General features: G+C 54.8%; 14 protein-coding genes and 1 tRNA gene. 7 read left to right on the top strand and 8 right to left on the bottom strand.

The window, feature by feature from the left end:
• Window positions 1-84: 84 nt before the first annotated feature.
• From H8699_RS02595 to H8699_RS02630, 8 genes are all read right to left on the bottom strand, one after another.
• Window positions 85-501 carry a hypothetical protein gene (locus tag H8699_RS02595; protein ID WP_138294874.1) on the bottom strand — a complete coding sequence of 139 codons (417 nt, stop codon included), beginning with the start codon at window positions 499-501 and terminating at the stop codon, window positions 85-87.
• 149 nt (window positions 502-650) lie between these two features.
• Window positions 651-1,148 carry a hypothetical protein gene (locus H8699_RS02600; RefSeq protein ID WP_249284353.1) on the bottom strand — a complete coding sequence of 166 codons (498 nt, stop codon included), beginning with the start codon at window positions 1,146-1,148 and terminating at the stop codon, window positions 651-653.
• 77 nt (window positions 1,149-1,225) lie between these two features.
• Window positions 1,226-1,636 (bottom strand): hypothetical protein, encoded by a 411-nt coding sequence (locus tag H8699_RS02605; RefSeq protein ID WP_147518009.1) that lies wholly within the window; start codon window positions 1,634-1,636, stop codon window positions 1,226-1,228.
• Between the two features lie 82 nt (window positions 1,637-1,718).
• Window positions 1,719-3,152 carry a M20 family peptidase gene (locus tag H8699_RS02610; protein WP_249284354.1) on the bottom strand — a complete coding sequence of 478 codons (1,434 nt, stop codon included), beginning with the start codon at window positions 3,150-3,152 and terminating at the stop codon, window positions 1,719-1,721.
• 27 nt (window positions 3,153-3,179) lie between these two features.
• On the bottom strand, window positions 3,180-3,842 hold the full coding sequence (locus H8699_RS02615; RefSeq protein ID WP_138294878.1) for a hypothetical protein: 663 nt from the start codon (window positions 3,840-3,842) through the stop codon (window positions 3,180-3,182).
• Between the two features lie 15 nt (window positions 3,843-3,857).
• Window positions 3,858-4,589, bottom strand: coding sequence for a DUF5058 family protein (locus tag H8699_RS02620; protein WP_249284355.1), 732 nt, complete (start codon window positions 4,587-4,589; stop codon window positions 3,858-3,860).
• A gap of 157 nt (window positions 4,590-4,746) precedes the next feature.
• Window positions 4,747-5,736, bottom strand: coding sequence for a hypothetical protein (locus H8699_RS02625; RefSeq protein WP_249284356.1), 990 nt, complete (start codon window positions 5,734-5,736; stop codon window positions 4,747-4,749).
• Window positions 5,737-5,800: 64 nt separating this feature from the next.
• Window positions 5,801-6,277, bottom strand: coding sequence for a hypothetical protein (locus H8699_RS02630; RefSeq protein ID WP_249284357.1), 477 nt, complete (start codon window positions 6,275-6,277; stop codon window positions 5,801-5,803).
• Between the two features lie 290 nt (window positions 6,278-6,567).
• On the opposite strand from H8699_RS02630, the gene H8699_RS02635 reads away from it, so the two are divergent.
• The 7 genes from H8699_RS02635 (at window position 6,568) to H8699_RS02665 (ending at window position 16,183) form a co-directional block, all read left to right on the top strand.
• Window positions 6,568-7,419 carry an aldo/keto reductase gene (locus H8699_RS02635; RefSeq protein ID WP_249284358.1) on the top strand — a complete coding sequence of 284 codons (852 nt, stop codon included), beginning with the start codon at window positions 6,568-6,570 and terminating at the stop codon, window positions 7,417-7,419.
• 137 nt (window positions 7,420-7,556) lie between these two features.
• Entirely contained in the window at window positions 7,557-8,417 is an 861-nt protein-coding gene (locus tag H8699_RS02640) for an EamA family transporter (protein WP_249284359.1), read from the top strand.
• A gap of 132 nt (window positions 8,418-8,549) precedes the next feature.
• Window positions 8,550-9,620: a lysylphosphatidylglycerol synthase transmembrane domain-containing protein gene (locus H8699_RS02645; RefSeq protein WP_249284360.1), complete on the top strand. Its 1,071-nt coding sequence runs from the start codon at window positions 8,550-8,552 to the stop codon at window positions 9,618-9,620.
• A gap of 401 nt (window positions 9,621-10,021) precedes the next feature.
• Window positions 10,022-11,455 (top strand): type 2 periplasmic-binding domain-containing protein, encoded by a 1,434-nt coding sequence (locus H8699_RS02650; RefSeq protein ID WP_249284361.1) that lies wholly within the window; start codon window positions 10,022-10,024, stop codon window positions 11,453-11,455.
• Between the two features lie 33 nt (window positions 11,456-11,488).
• Entirely contained in the window at window positions 11,489-12,856 is a 1,368-nt protein-coding gene (locus H8699_RS02655) for an extracellular solute-binding protein (RefSeq protein WP_249284362.1), read from the top strand.
• A gap of 148 nt (window positions 12,857-13,004) precedes the next feature.
• A tRNA-Asn gene (locus tag H8699_RS02660) sits at window positions 13,005-13,080 on the top strand.
• A gap of 895 nt (window positions 13,081-13,975) precedes the next feature.
• Window positions 13,976-16,183 carry a GGDEF domain-containing protein gene (locus H8699_RS02665; RefSeq protein WP_249284363.1) on the top strand — a complete coding sequence of 736 codons (2,208 nt, stop codon included), beginning with the start codon at window positions 13,976-13,978 and terminating at the stop codon, window positions 16,181-16,183.
• The last annotated feature ends 54 nt before the right edge of the window (window positions 16,184-16,237 follow it).

Consider the following 16,237-nt stretch of genomic DNA (forward strand, 5'->3'; position numbering starts at 1 on the left):
TTCTTCCTCCAAGTTTTTCTAAAGTGAAGGCCCTTGCCCTCTTTTAATAAGAGCAAGGGCCCGCATATCTCCCAACTTTAAGGCCTAATCCTTCAACAGATATTCATCCAAGAAGGCGGGCCGGTCCTCCTCCGAACCGCTGACGCTCATGATTACGCGCACATTATGCTGCTCGGAAGCCTTGCTCAGCTGTGCAAAAAAATCGGCCAGGTCTTTGAGCTGCGCGTTGACGATACGCAGGAAGCCATCCACAAACAGAAGCTCCAAATCAAAGTCCTTAGCCATCATCCCGATTAAGAAACCTAAAAACATCTTGGGGTCCTCGATATTGTATTCCCCCGCATTGACAAACCTGACCTGGTATTTTAGATCATACATATAGCGCTGATCGTCGTCGATAAAAACCGTGTTCCCCTTCACCTGAGCGGCCAGTGTGTTGGCCAAGTCGAGAATCTTTTTGGTTTTCCCAGAGCCCTTCTTGCCATAGATCACCTGGATCATGTCCATCACGCTCCTTTTCTTTTTTTCATTATAGCGCATAATGGGCCAATCTGCCAACCTATAAAAATGGAAATTCGTGTGATAAATTTTGCGGCCGGGGAAAAACCCGGCCGCAATTACATAATCGCTAAAATTATATCCTCTTTTTCTTACTGGACCGGCACCCCATCCCGCGCCGGCCGGCGCGCGAAAAGGTTCAGGCACGCGCCGATGGTGTAGAGAATGGGCAGCACCAGCCCCAGCAATCCACTCCAGGCAAAGCCGCTCAGCGCCAGAGAGAGCACACCGCCAGATAGCAGGATCAGCCCAAAGAGCAGGCAGACCACCGCCGGCCCGCCCGGCTTGTTGCAAAGCGCCGTGCCCACGATGCCGGAGATCAAATTCAACACGATCATGATCATCCCCAGCCCCAGGGCCAGCACTTCACGGTGAACCGTAGGATTGTCCAGCATCACCTGCGCACCATCCATCAATTCCTCCATCGCTTCGGCCATATCCACATCTGCCAGGCCGGCCATGGCGCCCACCGAACCTAATACAGTGGCGCCCAAAAGCAGGATCAAAATCAGGATGCTTGAAAAAACGATCATCAAAATGCCCGGTACCTGTAAAAAGCCCTTGCCAGGCGCTTTGTACTTTACTGGCATGGCATGCGCCTCCTTTAACATACAAGGGGGGCCGGTCTCTGTTCAGCCGCCCCCCTTTTTAATCTCTATTCAGGCGATTACGCCACAGCGCCACGGTTCTTGACCGCGCCGATCAGGTAAAGGATCGGCAACACCAGGGCGATCAGGCTGGTCCACTGGAAACCACCCGCGATGATATTGATCACCACCATCACCAGCATCAGGATGGCGAAAACCAGACAGACGTTAGCCTTTTCCGGCTTGTTGGCAAAGGCGATACCAATAATGCCGCCCACAAACTCCAGGATAGGGGCAATAAAGCCGATGATCAGCGCGCCCATGCCCAGCGCTGCTACACCGGCCACTGCGCCGCCGCCCATCGCGCCCAGCGCGCCTAACGCAGCCAGGCTGATCAGCAGCAGGATAATCGCGATCGCGCTGAAGATCACCATCAGGATACCCGTAACCTTCAACCAGGTCTTGCCCGGCGCCTTTACATTCTCATTCATTGCAAATCTCCTCTCTCTTAGGCGCAGCGCGCCTTTTGTACTCTTTTATTATAGCGTATTCCTCTCGCCTCATCTACCCCTTTTAGCAGCTCCCCATCAGCCGCACGTAAAACTGGGCGGTGCGCACGATCTTCTCCAGCGGGATGCGCTCGTTATTGCCGTGGATCATGCCGCGCTCTTCCTTGGTCAGCGCCATGGCGCTGAAGCGGTACACATCCTCGCTGATGCGGCAATAATGCCGCGAATCGCTGCAGGCCACCATCAGGTACGGTGAGATCAGCGCCTCCGGCCAGGTCTGGTTGATGGCTTTTTTCAATTTCTCCCATCCCTCGCCCTGCGTGCGGCTGTAAGGCGAGGGGTTCATCCCGTGCACCCTGGTAAAGGTAATGGCGGGATTATCCACCACGCCTTTGAGGTAATCCATAGCGCTGTCCAGCGTATCCGCCCCGCAAAGGCGCATGTTGGCCCCCACGCTGGCGGAAGGGGGGATCACGTTATCCGCCGGGCTGCCCTGCATCTGGGTAAAGGCACAGGTGGTGCGCATCAGGGCGTTGAGCTCGCCGCCGCTTTTTTTGCAGATGGCATTGAGTACCGGTTTAAAGCACCACAGGTTGGCAAAGATCATCCGGTAAACAAAGGTGGAATGCCGCCCCAGGGTATCGAACATCTCCCGGGCGGGCTTGGTCAGCTGGAAGCGGAAGGGATGATTCTCGATATCCACCACTGCCTTGGCCAGCACCCCCACGGGCGTGTGCGCCGGCGGCGCGCTGGCATGGCCCCCCTGCCCCTCTAAGGACAGGCGCAGGTTCATCATGCCCTTTTCCCCGATGCCGATCAATGCGCAGGGCTGATTTACGCCCGGAAACACGTTTTCCACCACCGCGCCGCCCTCGTCTACCACAAGGGCGGGATGGATACCCCGCTTTTCCAGCTCGTCGACCATGGCCGGCGCGGTAGGCCCGGCGATCTCCTCATCCCCGGCAAAGGCCAGGTAGATGTCGTTCTCCGGCACATAGCCCTGGCCCAGCAGGGTCTCGGCCCCCTCCATCACGCCACAAAGCGTGCCTTTGGTATCGAGCGTGCCCCGTCCCCAGAGCACGCCATCCTCGATCACGCCCGCAAAGGGCGGTTTATCCCAGGCCGCCTCGTTGGCGGGCACCACGTCGTAATGGGCCATAAACACCGAAGGCGCGCCTTTTCCCCGCCCCTTCCAGTGGTAGAGCAGGCCGCTGCGGCCGATGCGCTCCAGGCTCATCGCCTCATGCACCCGGGGGTACAGCTCGCGCAGCAGCGCGCGGAACTTGTCAAATTCGGCCCTATCTTCCTTTTCCTGCTCCCGGAAAGATACGGTCTTGCACTGGATCATCCTTTGCAGGTCGCCCACCGCTTTCTCCTCATCCACCTGTGCCGGCGCGGGCGCCGCGGCCGCCTGCGCTTTGGGCTTAAAGGCCGCCGTGCGGATCAGGATCACGGCCAGGAATATCAAAATGACCGCCACTAAAATCAGCCATCCCATTATTTTTCGCCTACCTTTAATCGTATTTTAGAGTACGCCCTTTTTGTACAAAATGCGGGCCACGCCAATGGCCAGCAGCGCCCCTACCGGCACCAGCACGCCTACCGAGCTGGCCAGCGAGGGCACGCAGATGAACAGCACCACCATAAAGATCAGCGGCGCCAGGGCGATCTTCCAATTTTTGGATACGTACACCACCGCCAGCCCGCCGAACAGCGCGGGCAGGATGTTGTCAAAGGCCGGCTGCATGACCGGGGACTCCAAAAACGGCCGGATCTGCGCCAGCAAAATCACACCCAGGGCGATGATTACCGTGGTCACGATAGCCGAGACCGCGATAGCGATGGTGGAGATCACCTCGCCCTCCTCGCTGCCCGGTTCCACCTTGGCCGCCTCCATGGCGTTTAAGGCGCAGGGCACCTTCAGGTTGCTCAAATTCCCCGTGACAAAGCCCAGATAGCTGCCCCCGGTGCCCAGCATGGGCACGTAGGTGATCACCTCGATCACCCCCACCGTCCAGAAGATGGGGGCCACGCCCACAAAACCTTTGAGCACCGCGGTAAACTCCGGCCAGGCGTTATAGTAAATGCAGATGGCCGCGGGCACCATCAGCATCATTAAAAGCGCCCCGAAGGACCAGATGCGCCCGGCAAAGTGCACAGAATCCCGATAATCCCTTATGGTATTCATCTTGCTTTCCCTCCTTTAACCGGCAATGGCCGTCACCAAATTGGTGATGGGCAGGCTCAGCGCCATGGCGCCCAGCATGCTGATGGGCAGCGCGTAGTCCTCCAGCCACTTCCATTTGAACAGCTTGCGCAAAAGCCCGCAGATCAGCATGATGATGGCCGAGGCGATCATCACAAACACCGGTATCCAGCCCACTAGCCCCTGACCGATGGTGGCAAAGATCACACCTAAAAAGGCGGAGATCATCCCCAGGAAAAGGCCGGTGAGGAAGATATCTCCCCACTTTTGATCCTTGGATTTGATGCGGGTCAGCCCCTTTTCGATCTTTTTGCTGAATACCGGCACCAGCACTAGCCCTGGGATGATGCCCAGCGTCATCACCCAGGCAATCGCGGCAAATACCTGCGGATCGGTGATCAGGTTGCCCAGGGTGACCCCCTGCGCCGCGGCGGCCGTGGCGGCGGCCGTGGTCTCATAGGTCAGCGCGCCGATGACGCTTAAGCGCAGCCAGGGCAGCGGAAAGCCCAGCGCCTTGCTCAGCGCGATCACCCCCAGCAAGATCGCCACCGCCGGGGCGATGGTAAAGATCGCGGAGGATACCACAGTGTTTTGCAGCAGTTTTTTGTCCATCTTAAGCGCCTCGGCCCTCCGCCAGGCCTTGACCAGGAAAAAGACCGATTCGATGATCACAAACAGGATCACGATGGTTACGATGACATATAGAAAGCCATCGTTTGGGTTAAACATACGCCTCTCCCCTTCCCTCTCTTTTCGCGGCCGCGAATTTTCACCCTTTTTGCGGGCCGCGGTATGGGTTTATTATACCATAATTTCGCCACATTCCCGAAAAAAGGCGGGCAAAGCCCGCCTTTTTCATTCGCTCAATTCAAGGGTCCATTAGCAATCATTTTTCGCCCTGTATGCAAAGCCCGGCATTTAACATTGACGTAGAGGTAAAGAGAAATTTCTGTGCGAAGGCCGGCAGGCTTTCGATGGTATTGTCAGGATAGCAAAAGGCAAAAACGTTGAGGATATGTTCTTCCCCGCCAACCGGCAGTTCCCATTCAGGATATAAAATGACGGGGCGATCAACGGGTATCTGGCAGCTATACTTTTGTGGTAACAGAACGCCATCATAATAACCCACCAGTACCACCGGGACGGTTTGGCCCGCTATCGGCGCGGAATCGACCCCCTGTTCTTCCAGGTATTGGTCCAGTGCTACAAGGATGGGCTGGTTCAATTCACGCAACGTCGTATGCGCCACCTTACCTGCCGGTACTTCAAACCCATTTTCAAGCCCGATTTTCACTCCGCCTGCTGGAATGTCACCAATATATGGAACGGCCTTTAGCGCTGTAATATGAGGCAAATCCGTTATATTTTCACCTTGATAGATGACTGTTGTGCGCGTCGCCATTGCATTGGTGGCCTGCTGCCTTTTTTGCTGGATCGATCCTTCGGGTTTATCAAGCAGCACCAGCGCGTACCTTCCCGCGCCCATTTGTGGTGTGATGTCTAAATAATAAGCGGCAGGATGGACTGCCCCATTCCTTTCTTCGGCAGCTTCTATTGTAAAATCACTTGGGCAATCTTCACCCGATTCATTGTACCAAGGCAGGGGAATCTCCTCAAAATCCTTGAGCAGCCGATAGGAAATTTCTCGCTTATAGCTTCCTGCATTGTGTAAAAATAAAATCGTTTCCAGCGGCTCCTCTCCCAAAACAGCCGTCTGCTCTAGCATCGAGCCTTCGACCGAGCCCGTTGCATCACTCCAAAAAAGGAAGGAATCTTGAACCATATCATTCACCTCATACTTGAAACCGTTAAAGCATATAAGTATGATACAGAAAAGCAAAGATAAAGTCACGACTATGCTTTTTTTATTTTTCATAGAGTACTCCCTATAAAAATGTTAGGTGGGAGTATTGCATCCCACCCAACATAAATATTGTATCTTAGTATGTACGGCTTTCTGTTTTAGGTTGCTTATATGTCATAGATAGTGCAGATAACCAACCAGAAAATTGACCATAGCAAGTGTAAGGACCCCGTGATGTAAAATGTTTCCCATCTTTCCAAAAAAAGTTCGTGCAATACATCATAGTTGCAGAGCCACCAGAAACAATACTTCCATTCGGCTGTTGCATTGTTTGTGAACACCACATTTTAAAATAAGTAGTAGCAGGTGATGTAAATTGCTGCATATCAGCACGAATCCAACCAGAGGATGACACCGTCCAAAGTATATCGAATGTTACAGTATGATCATTTACGAAAAGTCCACGCGTAATAGGTTGTCCTTCCGTTTCAATCAGAATCGTCTTTGAAGGTTCACCCGTATCTGTATATAACTCCTCTGCCGCAAACACTGTCGTACACCAAAATGCGGTAAACACTATAGTGGTTAGACACATTACAAACAATCTTTTCATATGAAAATTCTCCTACTCATATTTAGATCTATTTTGTAACTTTTAACTAAATCAACGGAATCACCTTCTTAGAATATGTTTAAAGAGAAAAGTAATGAAGTATTAATAGAAATTGAAAAGTAAGAAGTCTAAGAAAGCAGATAAAACAAATATATATTTGGATCATATATCAAAAACATATATTATGTCAACATTAGATTTTCGTCTTATTACGAATTAATCCATCATGCTTGCTGTAAACTTCAACACAAGCTAAAATAGAGTTATATCAATAAAGGAGGACGCGCACTTTGAAGAGCTTAACGGATACCTATACGCTGGCAAACGGCGTGGAGATTCCCTGCATCGGCTTTGGCACCTGGCAGACGCCGGATGGGGATACGGCCATATCCGCCACGCTGGCGGCTTTGGAGGCGGGGTACCGCCACATCGATACTGCGGCGGCTTATGGCAATGAGGGCAGCGTGGGCGAGGCCATTAGGCGCAGCGGCGTCAAGCGCGAGGAGCTGTTTATCACCACCAAGCTCAACAACCCCGATCATGGCTATGAAGCCACCCTGGCCGCCTTTGAAAAGAGCATGGCGCTTTTAGGGCTCCAGTATCTGGATTTATACCTGATCCACTGGCCCAATCCCATCAAATTCCGGGATCATTGGGAGCAGGCCAACGCCGGCACCTGGAAAGCTATGGAAGAACTGTACGCCGCCGGGCGCATCCGCGCCATCGGCGTGAGCAACTTTATGCCCCATCACCTGGAGGCCCTGGCCAAGACCGCCAAAGTCGCGCCCATGGTCAACCAGGTTCGCCTTTGCCCCGGCGAGGTGCAGCCCCTGGCCGCGCCCTACTGCAAGGCGCATAACATTTTGCTGGAGGCCTACAGCCCCTTGGGCACGGGCAAGATCTTTGACGTGCCCCAGATGCAGCAGATCGCCCAAAAGTACGGCAAATCCATCGCCCAGGTCTGCATCCGCTGGAGCCTGCAGATGGGCTTTTTGCCGCTGCCCAAGTCCGTTACCCCCGCGCGCATTCAGGAAAACGCGCAGGTGTTCGACTTTGCGCTTTCCAATGAGGACGTGGAAATCATCGCCAACCTGACCGATTGCTGCGGCCCATCCAGGGACCCGGACAATATCCCGTTCTAAGGTTTTAAGCAGTCAAAAGGGAGGGGCTATTGTGCCCCTCCCTTTTTGGTTGCGCTATACACCGGACGCGCGGCCGTGGTACACTGGGGATGGCGCCGGCCTCTGGCCGCCCTCAAAAAAGCGAGGTGTTTATCGTTATGTGGGTCGTATTGGCTTTTGGTTCCGCCTTTTTTGCCGGTATTACCGCCGTTTTGGCCAAGTGCGGCATCCGCAATACCGATTCCAACCTGGCTACGGCGCTGCGCACCGTCGTGGTGCTGGCCTTTTCCTGGCTAATGGTCTTTGTGTCCGGCGCACAGGCCTCCTTATCCACCGTAGCGCCGCACACCTGGGTTTTTCTCATCCTGTCCGGGCTGTCCACGGGCGCGTCCTGGCTGTGTTACTTCCGGGCGCTTGCGCTGGGGGATATCAATAAGGTGACCCCTATCGATAAATCCAGTACGGTGCTGACCATGCTGCTGGCCATGCTTTTTCTGGGCGAGGGCGTTACCTGGCTCAAGGTTCTGGCCATGGCGATGATCGGCGCGGGCACCTATCTGATGATCCAGAAAAAGCAGCCCGCCGCCCAGCCCACCAAGGGCCATGGCTGGCTGTTTTACGCGGTTGGCGCAGCGGTTTTTGCCAGCCTGACCGCTATCCTGGGCAAGATCGGCATCGAAAACGTAGATTCGCACCTGGGCACGGCCATCCGCACCGGGGTGGTTCTAATCATGGCCTGGGTGGTGGTTCTGGTCAGCGGCAAGGCGCATACGATAAAGAAGATCGACCCCAAAAGTTGGCTCTTCTTGGGCCTTTCAGGCGTGGCGACGGGCGCGTCCTGGCTATGCTATTTCCGGGCGCTCCAGCTGGGGCCGGCCAGCGTGGTGGTCCCCATCGACAAGCTCAGCATTCTGGTGAGCATCGGGTTTTCCGCCCTGGTCTTTAAAGAAAAGCTCACCCCCGCCGCCGCGCTGGGGCTGGGGTTGATCGTAGCGGGCACGCTGGTATTGCTGCTTTAGCCCTAATTAATAAGATTTTCTTAATTCTGGCTCTTTGGCCGCTAGGATGCTTGACAAACGCGCCGGCATGACCCTATAATACCCCGTATTTAACGCATAGATTCTAAACATGGAGATAGAAAGGGGCCCTTTATGGCCAGGACCAAACGCAACTTTAAGCCCTATCTGTACGTGCTGTATATCGCCTTCATCCTGGGCGTAGTCGCCTTTATCCTGCTGGGGGACCCGCAGATGCCCACGCTGGGAGACGCGCTGCGGAAAGTGCGCCTGCCCTGGCTGATCCCCGCGGTCATCGGCATCATGGGCTTTTGGTTTTTCGATGCTTGCACCATCCACCGGCTGCTGATCTTTGTGGGCCGGCGCATTCGCTGGGCGTCCGCGCTCAAGGTATCGCTGATCGGCCATTTTTACGCAGCTATCACCCCCTGTTCCACCGGCTCGCAGCCCGCGCAGATCGTCTACCTGCGCCGCTGGGGCGTGATGGCGGCGGATTCCACCCCCGTACTGGTCGGTAAATTTCTGCTTTGGCAGGTGGTAGAAGGGCTACTGGCCACCATCGCCATCCCCTTTTGCTGGAACCGGCTAAACGACGGATTGTTGGCCGTGGCCCTGTTGGGATATGTGCTTAACGCCATGGCGGCCGCAGGCGGCATCCTGGCGGTGGTCAAACCCGGCTGGGTCCAGGGCATCTGCCGCTTTTTCATTCGCATGGGGCTTAAATTGCACATCCTGAAGGATGAAAAACGCTGGCTGGATATGGTCGACGCCTTTATCGCCCAGTACCGGGTCAGCATCCGCGCCCTGTTTGATCAGCGCAAAAAAGCGGTGCAGGCTTTCTTTCTGGGGGCCGGGCAGATCCTGAGTTATTTTCTCATCACCTATTTTATCTACCTGGCCTGCACCGGGGCCGCGTTTACCCTGGGCTCGCTGATGGAGATCTTGCTGATGCAGTCGGTACTGACCATGTCGGTCACCTTCATCCCCGTACCGGGGGCCAGCGGCACCAGTGAAGGCGGCTTTTACCTGTTCTTTGGCCAGGTATTCCCGGCGGATATGATGCTGGCGGCCATGCTGCTGTGGCGCACCGTCACCTATTACTTCAACCTCTTCGGCGGGCTTGCCGTGGTGGTGGCCGATACCGTGCAGACCGGCATAGCCAGGCGCAAAGGCAAGGCGCCCGCGACCCCGCCCGAGCAGCCCTGACCCGCGGGCGGTATATCCTATTCTAATCACAATTTAGCCCTGCGAAATTTCGCAGGGCTTTTTACTCATTCTTTTGTACTGATAGCAGCCCTTGATGGCACAAACTTGTTAAGTATTTGTCAAAGTTTTGGAATGAATGGTAAAGATATGCAGTATCAAAAAAAACGAAATTATGTTATAAATCATACAAGAATAATCTTATCCATATTTGTTGATTATAGGTTAAATATTTTTACTTCGCACAAATTTATACTCATTTTTTGATTATCTAATGCAAATATAAGTGTTTTTAATGCCACCCTTTCCTACTGTATACCGTCGCGCCGCATATATGATTCAGCAAAACGAAGCGGTTATAAACTAAATCTATATAAACAAAAACTGAAAAGAGATGTGTTTTTATGAAACGAGCACAAACACGTCGCCTTGCCGGGCTATTAGCCTTGATAGCCGTCTGCGCGCTGCTTTTCGGCTGCACGGGGTATGAGCTGGCGCCGGTGGTGGAAGGAGGAGAAGCATCTGCCAGTGCCTCGGTATACACCTCCAGGCTGAACGTCCTAGCGCTTACCCCTTACAATATATGGGGCGAAGGGCTCAAAGTCTTTCAAAAAGAGTATCCGCAGGTGGAAGTGGTTGTAACCCAGGCTTTTCAAATATCCAACGAACGGGACGCAGCCCAAACCCTTAAGCTCAATGAAGAGGCCCTGGCCCAAGCCGACCTGGTACTGCTGCCTACCTTTAGCTATAACTATCCTAAAGACCGGCAGATGCTGCCCGACGTTTACAAGCTAATGGAAAAAGGAGCCTTCCTCGACCTGAGCGGGCGATGGAATTTGGACAAGGATGAAGGGCTGAACCAGGCAGTGCTCAATGCTGGCGTCTATCGCGGGCAGCGCTACCTTGTACCGTTGACCTATAATATCCCCGTCCTTTTGGGCGGCGAAAAGTTGCTGGCTAATCTGGACATCGATCCCGCCAAGGGCAAGGATATCGCAGGACTTTTTGCCCAGCTATCCGCTTGCATACCCACGGCAAAATCAGCAGGTTATGAAGAATGCCTGTTGCATAACGGTCACGCGCATGCGCACTTCCCTTATTCTGGAGAATTCGGCCTGTATGACCGCCAGCAGCACGCGCTTGCCGACAGGGAAACCGTGCGCGCCCTATGCCAGGCCTACCAGCCCTACGCCCTGACCGACGGCATACAATCTCCTTACGACTTGGCCGGTTTCCACGTAAAGGATGAAAATCTGGCCGCCGATTATTACGGTGCGCTGGCGATGGGCAAGACCGCCTTTTACCTTGATACGCTTTCGCCTTACCTCATGTTTGAATACCTGCCGCTCAAAACCATCGATCGCCCGGTGCTGCTGCCCTTGAGCGACCTGGCGGGCAACCCTCAGGCCCAGGTCACCTACGCAATGGCCATCCCCGCTGCCAGCAGCAACCCGGACGGAGCCTATCAATTGATCCGCACCCTGCTCTCGGACGAGGCGCAAAAACAGATGCAATTGAATTACCAGGGTGCCGGTACCTGGGTCAATAACCGGGTCACTGAGGAAGCGCTACGCAGTTCGCTCAGCGAGGAGCAGCTGAAAAGCTACGACGCCTCGCCCTATTTTAAAAGCGGTGCTGACCGGCAGAGTCAGCCTTTGTCCCAAGAGGATGTGGACGCCTATATGGAGATCGTCCGCTCGGCCCAGCCTACCTTAAGCGATCCCTTTATTGCCGACCTATTCTATGAAAGCATGCAGCCTTACTTTGAGGGCACAGCAGACTTTGACATTTGTTACGATAATCTGGAAAAGGCGATAACGGCCTATATGGAGCAATAGCACCCTGCGATATACATTGAAAGGAGAATAGAGATGATGCTGCGAAAAAAGAGATGGAGCAAGACGGTATTGGCTGCTTTTGCAGCCTGCGCGCTGCTTTTCGGCTGCACGGGGTATGAGCTGCCGCCGGCGGTGGAGCAGCAAGCTTCCGGCACGGCCTCCCAGAGCGACCCGAGCTATACCTCGCAACTTTATATCGACATCGGCATGATCGATATTGAACCCACGGTACTGGATATGATCATCAAAGTTTATCAGGAAAAGTACCCGGAAGTCGAAGTGATCACCCACAAATTATCAGAACAAGAGATGGCGCAGGGGCGCGACCCTTCCTATCCCGCGCCGGATATCCTCTACGTCAATGGGCTTAATCCCAGCGCCTATCCGGGCGGTCCGGCCGACATTTACGCCGAGATGGAAAAGGGCACCTATCTGGATTTGAGCGCCATGTGGGATGTACAGCCTGGCGACGGTTTAAACGGCGCTATGCTGGACGCAGGTCTTTACAAAGGGAAACGTTATATCGTGCCCATCAGTTTTCAGGTACCGGCGCTGCTGACCAGCCAGGAGATCATGCAAGATCTGGCCTTTGACCCTAAAGCCTGTACCGATCTTAGCGGGTTCTTCGGACAGGTCTCCTCCGCGCAAGGCCGGCTGGGCAATGAAAAGGCGGTCGCCCTGACACAGCCGGGCGCTTTTCAGATGTTCCCCTATTCCGGCCCGGGCGGGATCTATGACCGGGAGCAGGGCGCCATTATGGACAGGGCGGCTTTTCAGCAGTTTTGCGAAAGCTATAAACCCTACGCCGCGGCAGACGGCCTGACTCAACGGGATCAGTTAAAGTACAATACCGACGCGTTAACCTCCTTTTTGCGTACAGGCAGCGCGGACGCCGTGGCCTTTTACCTGGAAGATATGGGGTTTACCATCATGGAGGGTTATCTGCAGTTAAAGGCTGACGGGCAAACGTCTGTGATCCTCCCCCTGCCGGACTTTAACGGCGGCGCACAGGCCCAGATGACGGCTGGGCTGGCCATCGCATCGGACAGCCCCAATAAGGAAAACGCCTATAAATTCATTAAGACCATGCTCTCTAGCGATGTGCAGCGCGAGATCCATCTGGGCTTCCATAAGGCGCCGGTCTACACCGCCGTGGTGGAGGACAACCTGCGCGGCGTACTGGGGCAGGGCTCTGCAACCGCTAAAAGCAGCCAGCCACTGACCGATGAGGATGCGCAGGCCTACATGGATGTATTCTCCAGCATCACCACCTGCACGCTTCCGGACACGGCGGTGGCGGATATCTTCTATGCCTGCATGTCTCCCTATTTTGAGGGCAAGACGGATTTTGACACCTGTTACGACCAGATGACCAGCCAGCTGCGCACCCGCCTTTCCTAACCCGAGACCGGACAGCCCGCCGCGTTAAACGGCGGGCTGCATTTTTATTAAAATGCCGGCTAAAATTGCCAAAAAATCCCTTGCATTATCCAGGGATTTGCGCCTATAATAATCGTGTAATCGCCAAACGAAATGGCGGCGAAGTTATTCCTCGTTAGCTCAGTTGGTAGAGCATGCGGCTGTTAACCGCAGGGTCGTTGGTTCGAGTCCAACACGGGGAGCCAAAAACAAGAGATACCTTTACAGGTATCTCTTGTTTTTTTCTTCTGTATTTGATTCATAACGATCCTGCGGTTCCGCAGGGGGCAGAGCCGAGCGCCGCCAGTGGCGGAATAAGCGAGGCGGCAGCCCTGTGAGTAAAGGAGCGGCGGGCATGTTACACATGACCGCTGCGATTCTTACGAACAGAGGACCGTTGGGTTCTCAGTCCAACACGGGGAGCCACGTCGGAGCAAAGGTAAGCTTTGCTCCGTTTTCTTTTGCAAAGGAAACCTCCGCCCGCTGCCTTGCTCCTCCTTCTCCACAAAAAGTCGCGCTTGCTTCGCCTGCTCGCTTGCAAGCGCGCTCGCCGCGTCTCCGCTTCGCTACCAACTTTTTGTGGGTTGCAGCTCAAACAGTCTTTTCTTCCGTTTTGTTTTAGTTATCGTTGCTGGACTTGAGCAGCATCTGCGGTTACAGATGCGCGGCGTTAACCAAAGGGAATCCGCAGCGAGCGCCGGCAGTGCCGGATGCAGCGAGCGCAGGATTCTGTGAGCGTAACGTGAGCCCGAGCACAAAATGTGCGAAAGGCGAGCGCTCAGCGAACAGAGGACCGTTGGGTTCCCGGTCCAACATGGCGTTACCACTTTTCCGCCTCGCTACCAACTTATAACAGACCTGCCGCCGGCCCCAGCTTTTTTCTTCACTTATCTTCGTTACCCGATTCGAGCGGAGTATTTGCTGTATAACGGCTCTACATCCCCCTCCCTTTTCTTGCGGAAAACCCCAAAATAGGGTATGATAGACCATATCATGACCACAAGGCCTGGTGGATTAAATTCTGTCATTTGTCTGTTACGCCCACCGGTCGCTCCATTATAAACGGCACCCCTGCGATGGGGTAGGTAAGGAGGTGACAGCATGCCCACCAGTGGAACGGATCTACATCAAATCGTCAACCATATACCCGGCGGCGTGCTGCGCTGTCTGGGCGATAAAGATTACACCATACTCCATTACAACCAAAGTTTTCTGGATATATTCGGCTACACTCCCGAGGAAATTCAACGCATTTTTCACAACCATTATATCGAGATGATCGTTCCGGAGGACCGGAAAGCGGTGCAGGACCATGTGCGCGCCAGCAGGGTGCGCAGCGGCGTGCTGGAGATCGAGTACCGGATCATCTGCAAAGATGGCGCCCCCCGCTGGGTGCTGGAGCAATGCAGCCCCGTTCAGGAAGACGGCGCGCTTTGTTACTATTGCGTCATGATGGATATTACCGAGCAGCGCCATACGCGCGAGGAACTGCGCCTGAGCCTGGAGCGCCACCAGATCATCATGGATCAGACCACCGATATCATATTTGAATGGGATATTCCCGCCGACCAGCTGCACTATTCGGGCAACTGGCTCAAGAAATTTGGTTATGCGCCGGTTAAGCAGGATGCCTCCAAACGCATCCCCGCCACGGGGCACATCCACCCGGAAGATCTGCCGGCGTTTATGGCGCTGATGCAATCTGCCAGAGCCGGTACGCCCTATAATACGGCGGAGTTTCGCATTTTGAACGGCGAGGGGCGCTATATCTGGTGCCATGTGCGCGCCACGGACCAATTTAATGATAAAGGCGAGCCGGTTAAGGCCGTAGGCGTGATCAGCGATATCGACGAGCAGATCCGTATGATCGAGCATCTGCGTAAAAAGGCGGAGCGGGATGCGCTGACCGGGCTGTATAACCGGGAGGAGACCGAGCGGCAGATCGAAAAATACCTGCACGACTGCCCGGAGGACGAGGCCGGCGCGCTGCTGATGATCGATACGGACAACTTTAAAAACATTAACGATACCCACGGGCACCTGTTTGGCGACGTGGTGCTTACCGAGCTTGCCAGCGCCATGAAAAAGCAGCTGCGCTCAAGCGACGTGGTGGGGCGCGTAGGCGGGGACGAATTCGCCGTATATCTTAAGGATCTGCCCCGTGCGGAACTCGCCCAGCAAAAAGCCGCCCAGCTGCTAGCCCTATTCCGCACGCTGTTTGCGGGTACCGATAAGCTGGACCTGCAGGTAACCGGGTCCATCGGCATCGCCCTTTTCCCCGCCCACGCCAGAAGCTTCCATTCGCTGTACCGCTGTGCGGACCAGGCGCTGTACCAAGCCAAGACCGCAGGCAAAAACCAGTACGCCCTTTACGACCCGCAGCGCGAGTCTCTCCCTTACGCCGCCGGCACCTCCGCTCTAGGTGCGGATATCGACAGCAACCAGGAGACCCTAGGCGTGTCGGGCGGTCTGGTCAATTATATCTTCCGTATCTTGTATGAAACAGAGGATCTGCGCGATGCCATCCACAAGCTTATGGAGATCCTGGGCAAGCGCTTTGACGTAAGCCGGGTGTATATTTTTGAGAACTCGCTGGACGGGCGCACCACCAGCAACACCTTTGAGTGGTGCAACGAGGGGATCACCCCTGAAAAAGAGCTTTTGCAGGAGCTAAACTATGCAGAGCTGGAGAATTATGGGGATAACTTTGCCGCCAACGGCATTTTCTACTGTAAGGATATAAGGGAGCTGCCCGCCTCTCAGCGTAAGCTTCTGGCTAGCCAGGGCATCCACGCCATCTTGCAGTGCGCCATCCGCGAAAAGGGCGTGATGCGCGGCTTTATCGGCTTTGACGAGTGCACGGGCAATCGGGTCTGGACGCAGGACGAGGTTTCTACCCTCTCGCTGATCGCCCAGATGCTAAGCACCTTTTTGCTCAAACAGCGCGCCCACGAGCAGGATCTGGCCGCTACCCGGCGGATGAACAGCATCTTGGACAGCCAAAACGCCTATATCTATGTCGTGGACGGTGATTATACCCTTTTGTACCTCAACCGCAAGACGTTAGAGCTGGACCCCCGCGCCGCCGAGGGGCAAAAGTGCCACCAGGCCTTTTACGGCCGCGAGGCGCCCTGTTCCCACTGCCCCTTGCGCAGCAGCACCGGCCCGCAGCAATACTATAACCCGCAGTACGGCATCTGGACGATGGCCTACGCCGCTCCCCTGCAGTGGGAAGAGCAGGATGCGTATTTGATCACCTGCTTTGAGGTGACCGAGTTTATGCGCGGACATGACCAAAAGCCACACTAACCCGCGGGCGGGCGCTGGCCTTGCTGCCGGGAGTTTAGAGCTTAAGTTAAGCGA

It is taken from the genome of Luoshenia tenuis, from assembly GCF_014384745.1.
In the GTDB taxonomy this organism is placed as follows: domain Bacteria; phylum Bacillota; class Clostridia; order Christensenellales.

Coding starts and splice junctions, on each gene's coding strand:
- H8699_RS02595 (WP_138294874.1), bottom strand. CDS start 501: ATGATCCAGGTGATCTATGGCAAGAAGGGCTCTGGGAAAACCAAAAAG.
- H8699_RS02600 (WP_249284353.1), bottom strand. CDS start 1,148: ATGCCAGTAAAGTACAAAGCGCCTGGCAAGGGCTTTTTACAGGTACCG.
- H8699_RS02605 (WP_147518009.1), bottom strand. CDS start 1,636: ATGAATGAGAATGTAAAGGCGCCGGGCAAGACCTGGTTGAAGGTTACG.
- H8699_RS02610 (WP_249284354.1), bottom strand. CDS start 3,152: ATGGGATGGCTGATTTTAGTGGCGGTCATTTTGATATTCCTGGCCGTG.
- H8699_RS02615 (WP_138294878.1), bottom strand. CDS start 3,842: ATGAATACCATAAGGGATTATCGGGATTCTGTGCACTTTGCCGGGCGC.
- H8699_RS02620 (WP_249284355.1), bottom strand. CDS start 4,589: ATGTTTAACCCAAACGATGGCTTTCTATATGTCATCGTAACCATCGTG.
- H8699_RS02625 (WP_249284356.1), bottom strand. CDS start 5,736: ATGAAAAATAAAAAAAGCATAGTCGTGACTTTATCTTTGCTTTTCTGT.
- H8699_RS02630 (WP_249284357.1), bottom strand. CDS start 6,277: ATGAAAAGATTGTTTGTAATGTGTCTAACCACTATAGTGTTTACCGCA.
- H8699_RS02640 (WP_249284359.1), top strand. CDS start 7,557: ATGTGGGTCGTATTGGCTTTTGGTTCCGCCTTTTTTGCCGGTATTACC.
- H8699_RS02645 (WP_249284360.1), top strand. CDS start 8,550: ATGGCCAGGACCAAACGCAACTTTAAGCCCTATCTGTACGTGCTGTAT.
- H8699_RS02650 (WP_249284361.1), top strand. CDS start 10,022: ATGAAACGAGCACAAACACGTCGCCTTGCCGGGCTATTAGCCTTGATA.
- H8699_RS02655 (WP_249284362.1), top strand. CDS start 11,489: ATGATGCTGCGAAAAAAGAGATGGAGCAAGACGGTATTGGCTGCTTTT.
- H8699_RS02665 (WP_249284363.1), top strand. CDS start 13,976: ATGCCCACCAGTGGAACGGATCTACATCAAATCGTCAACCATATACCC.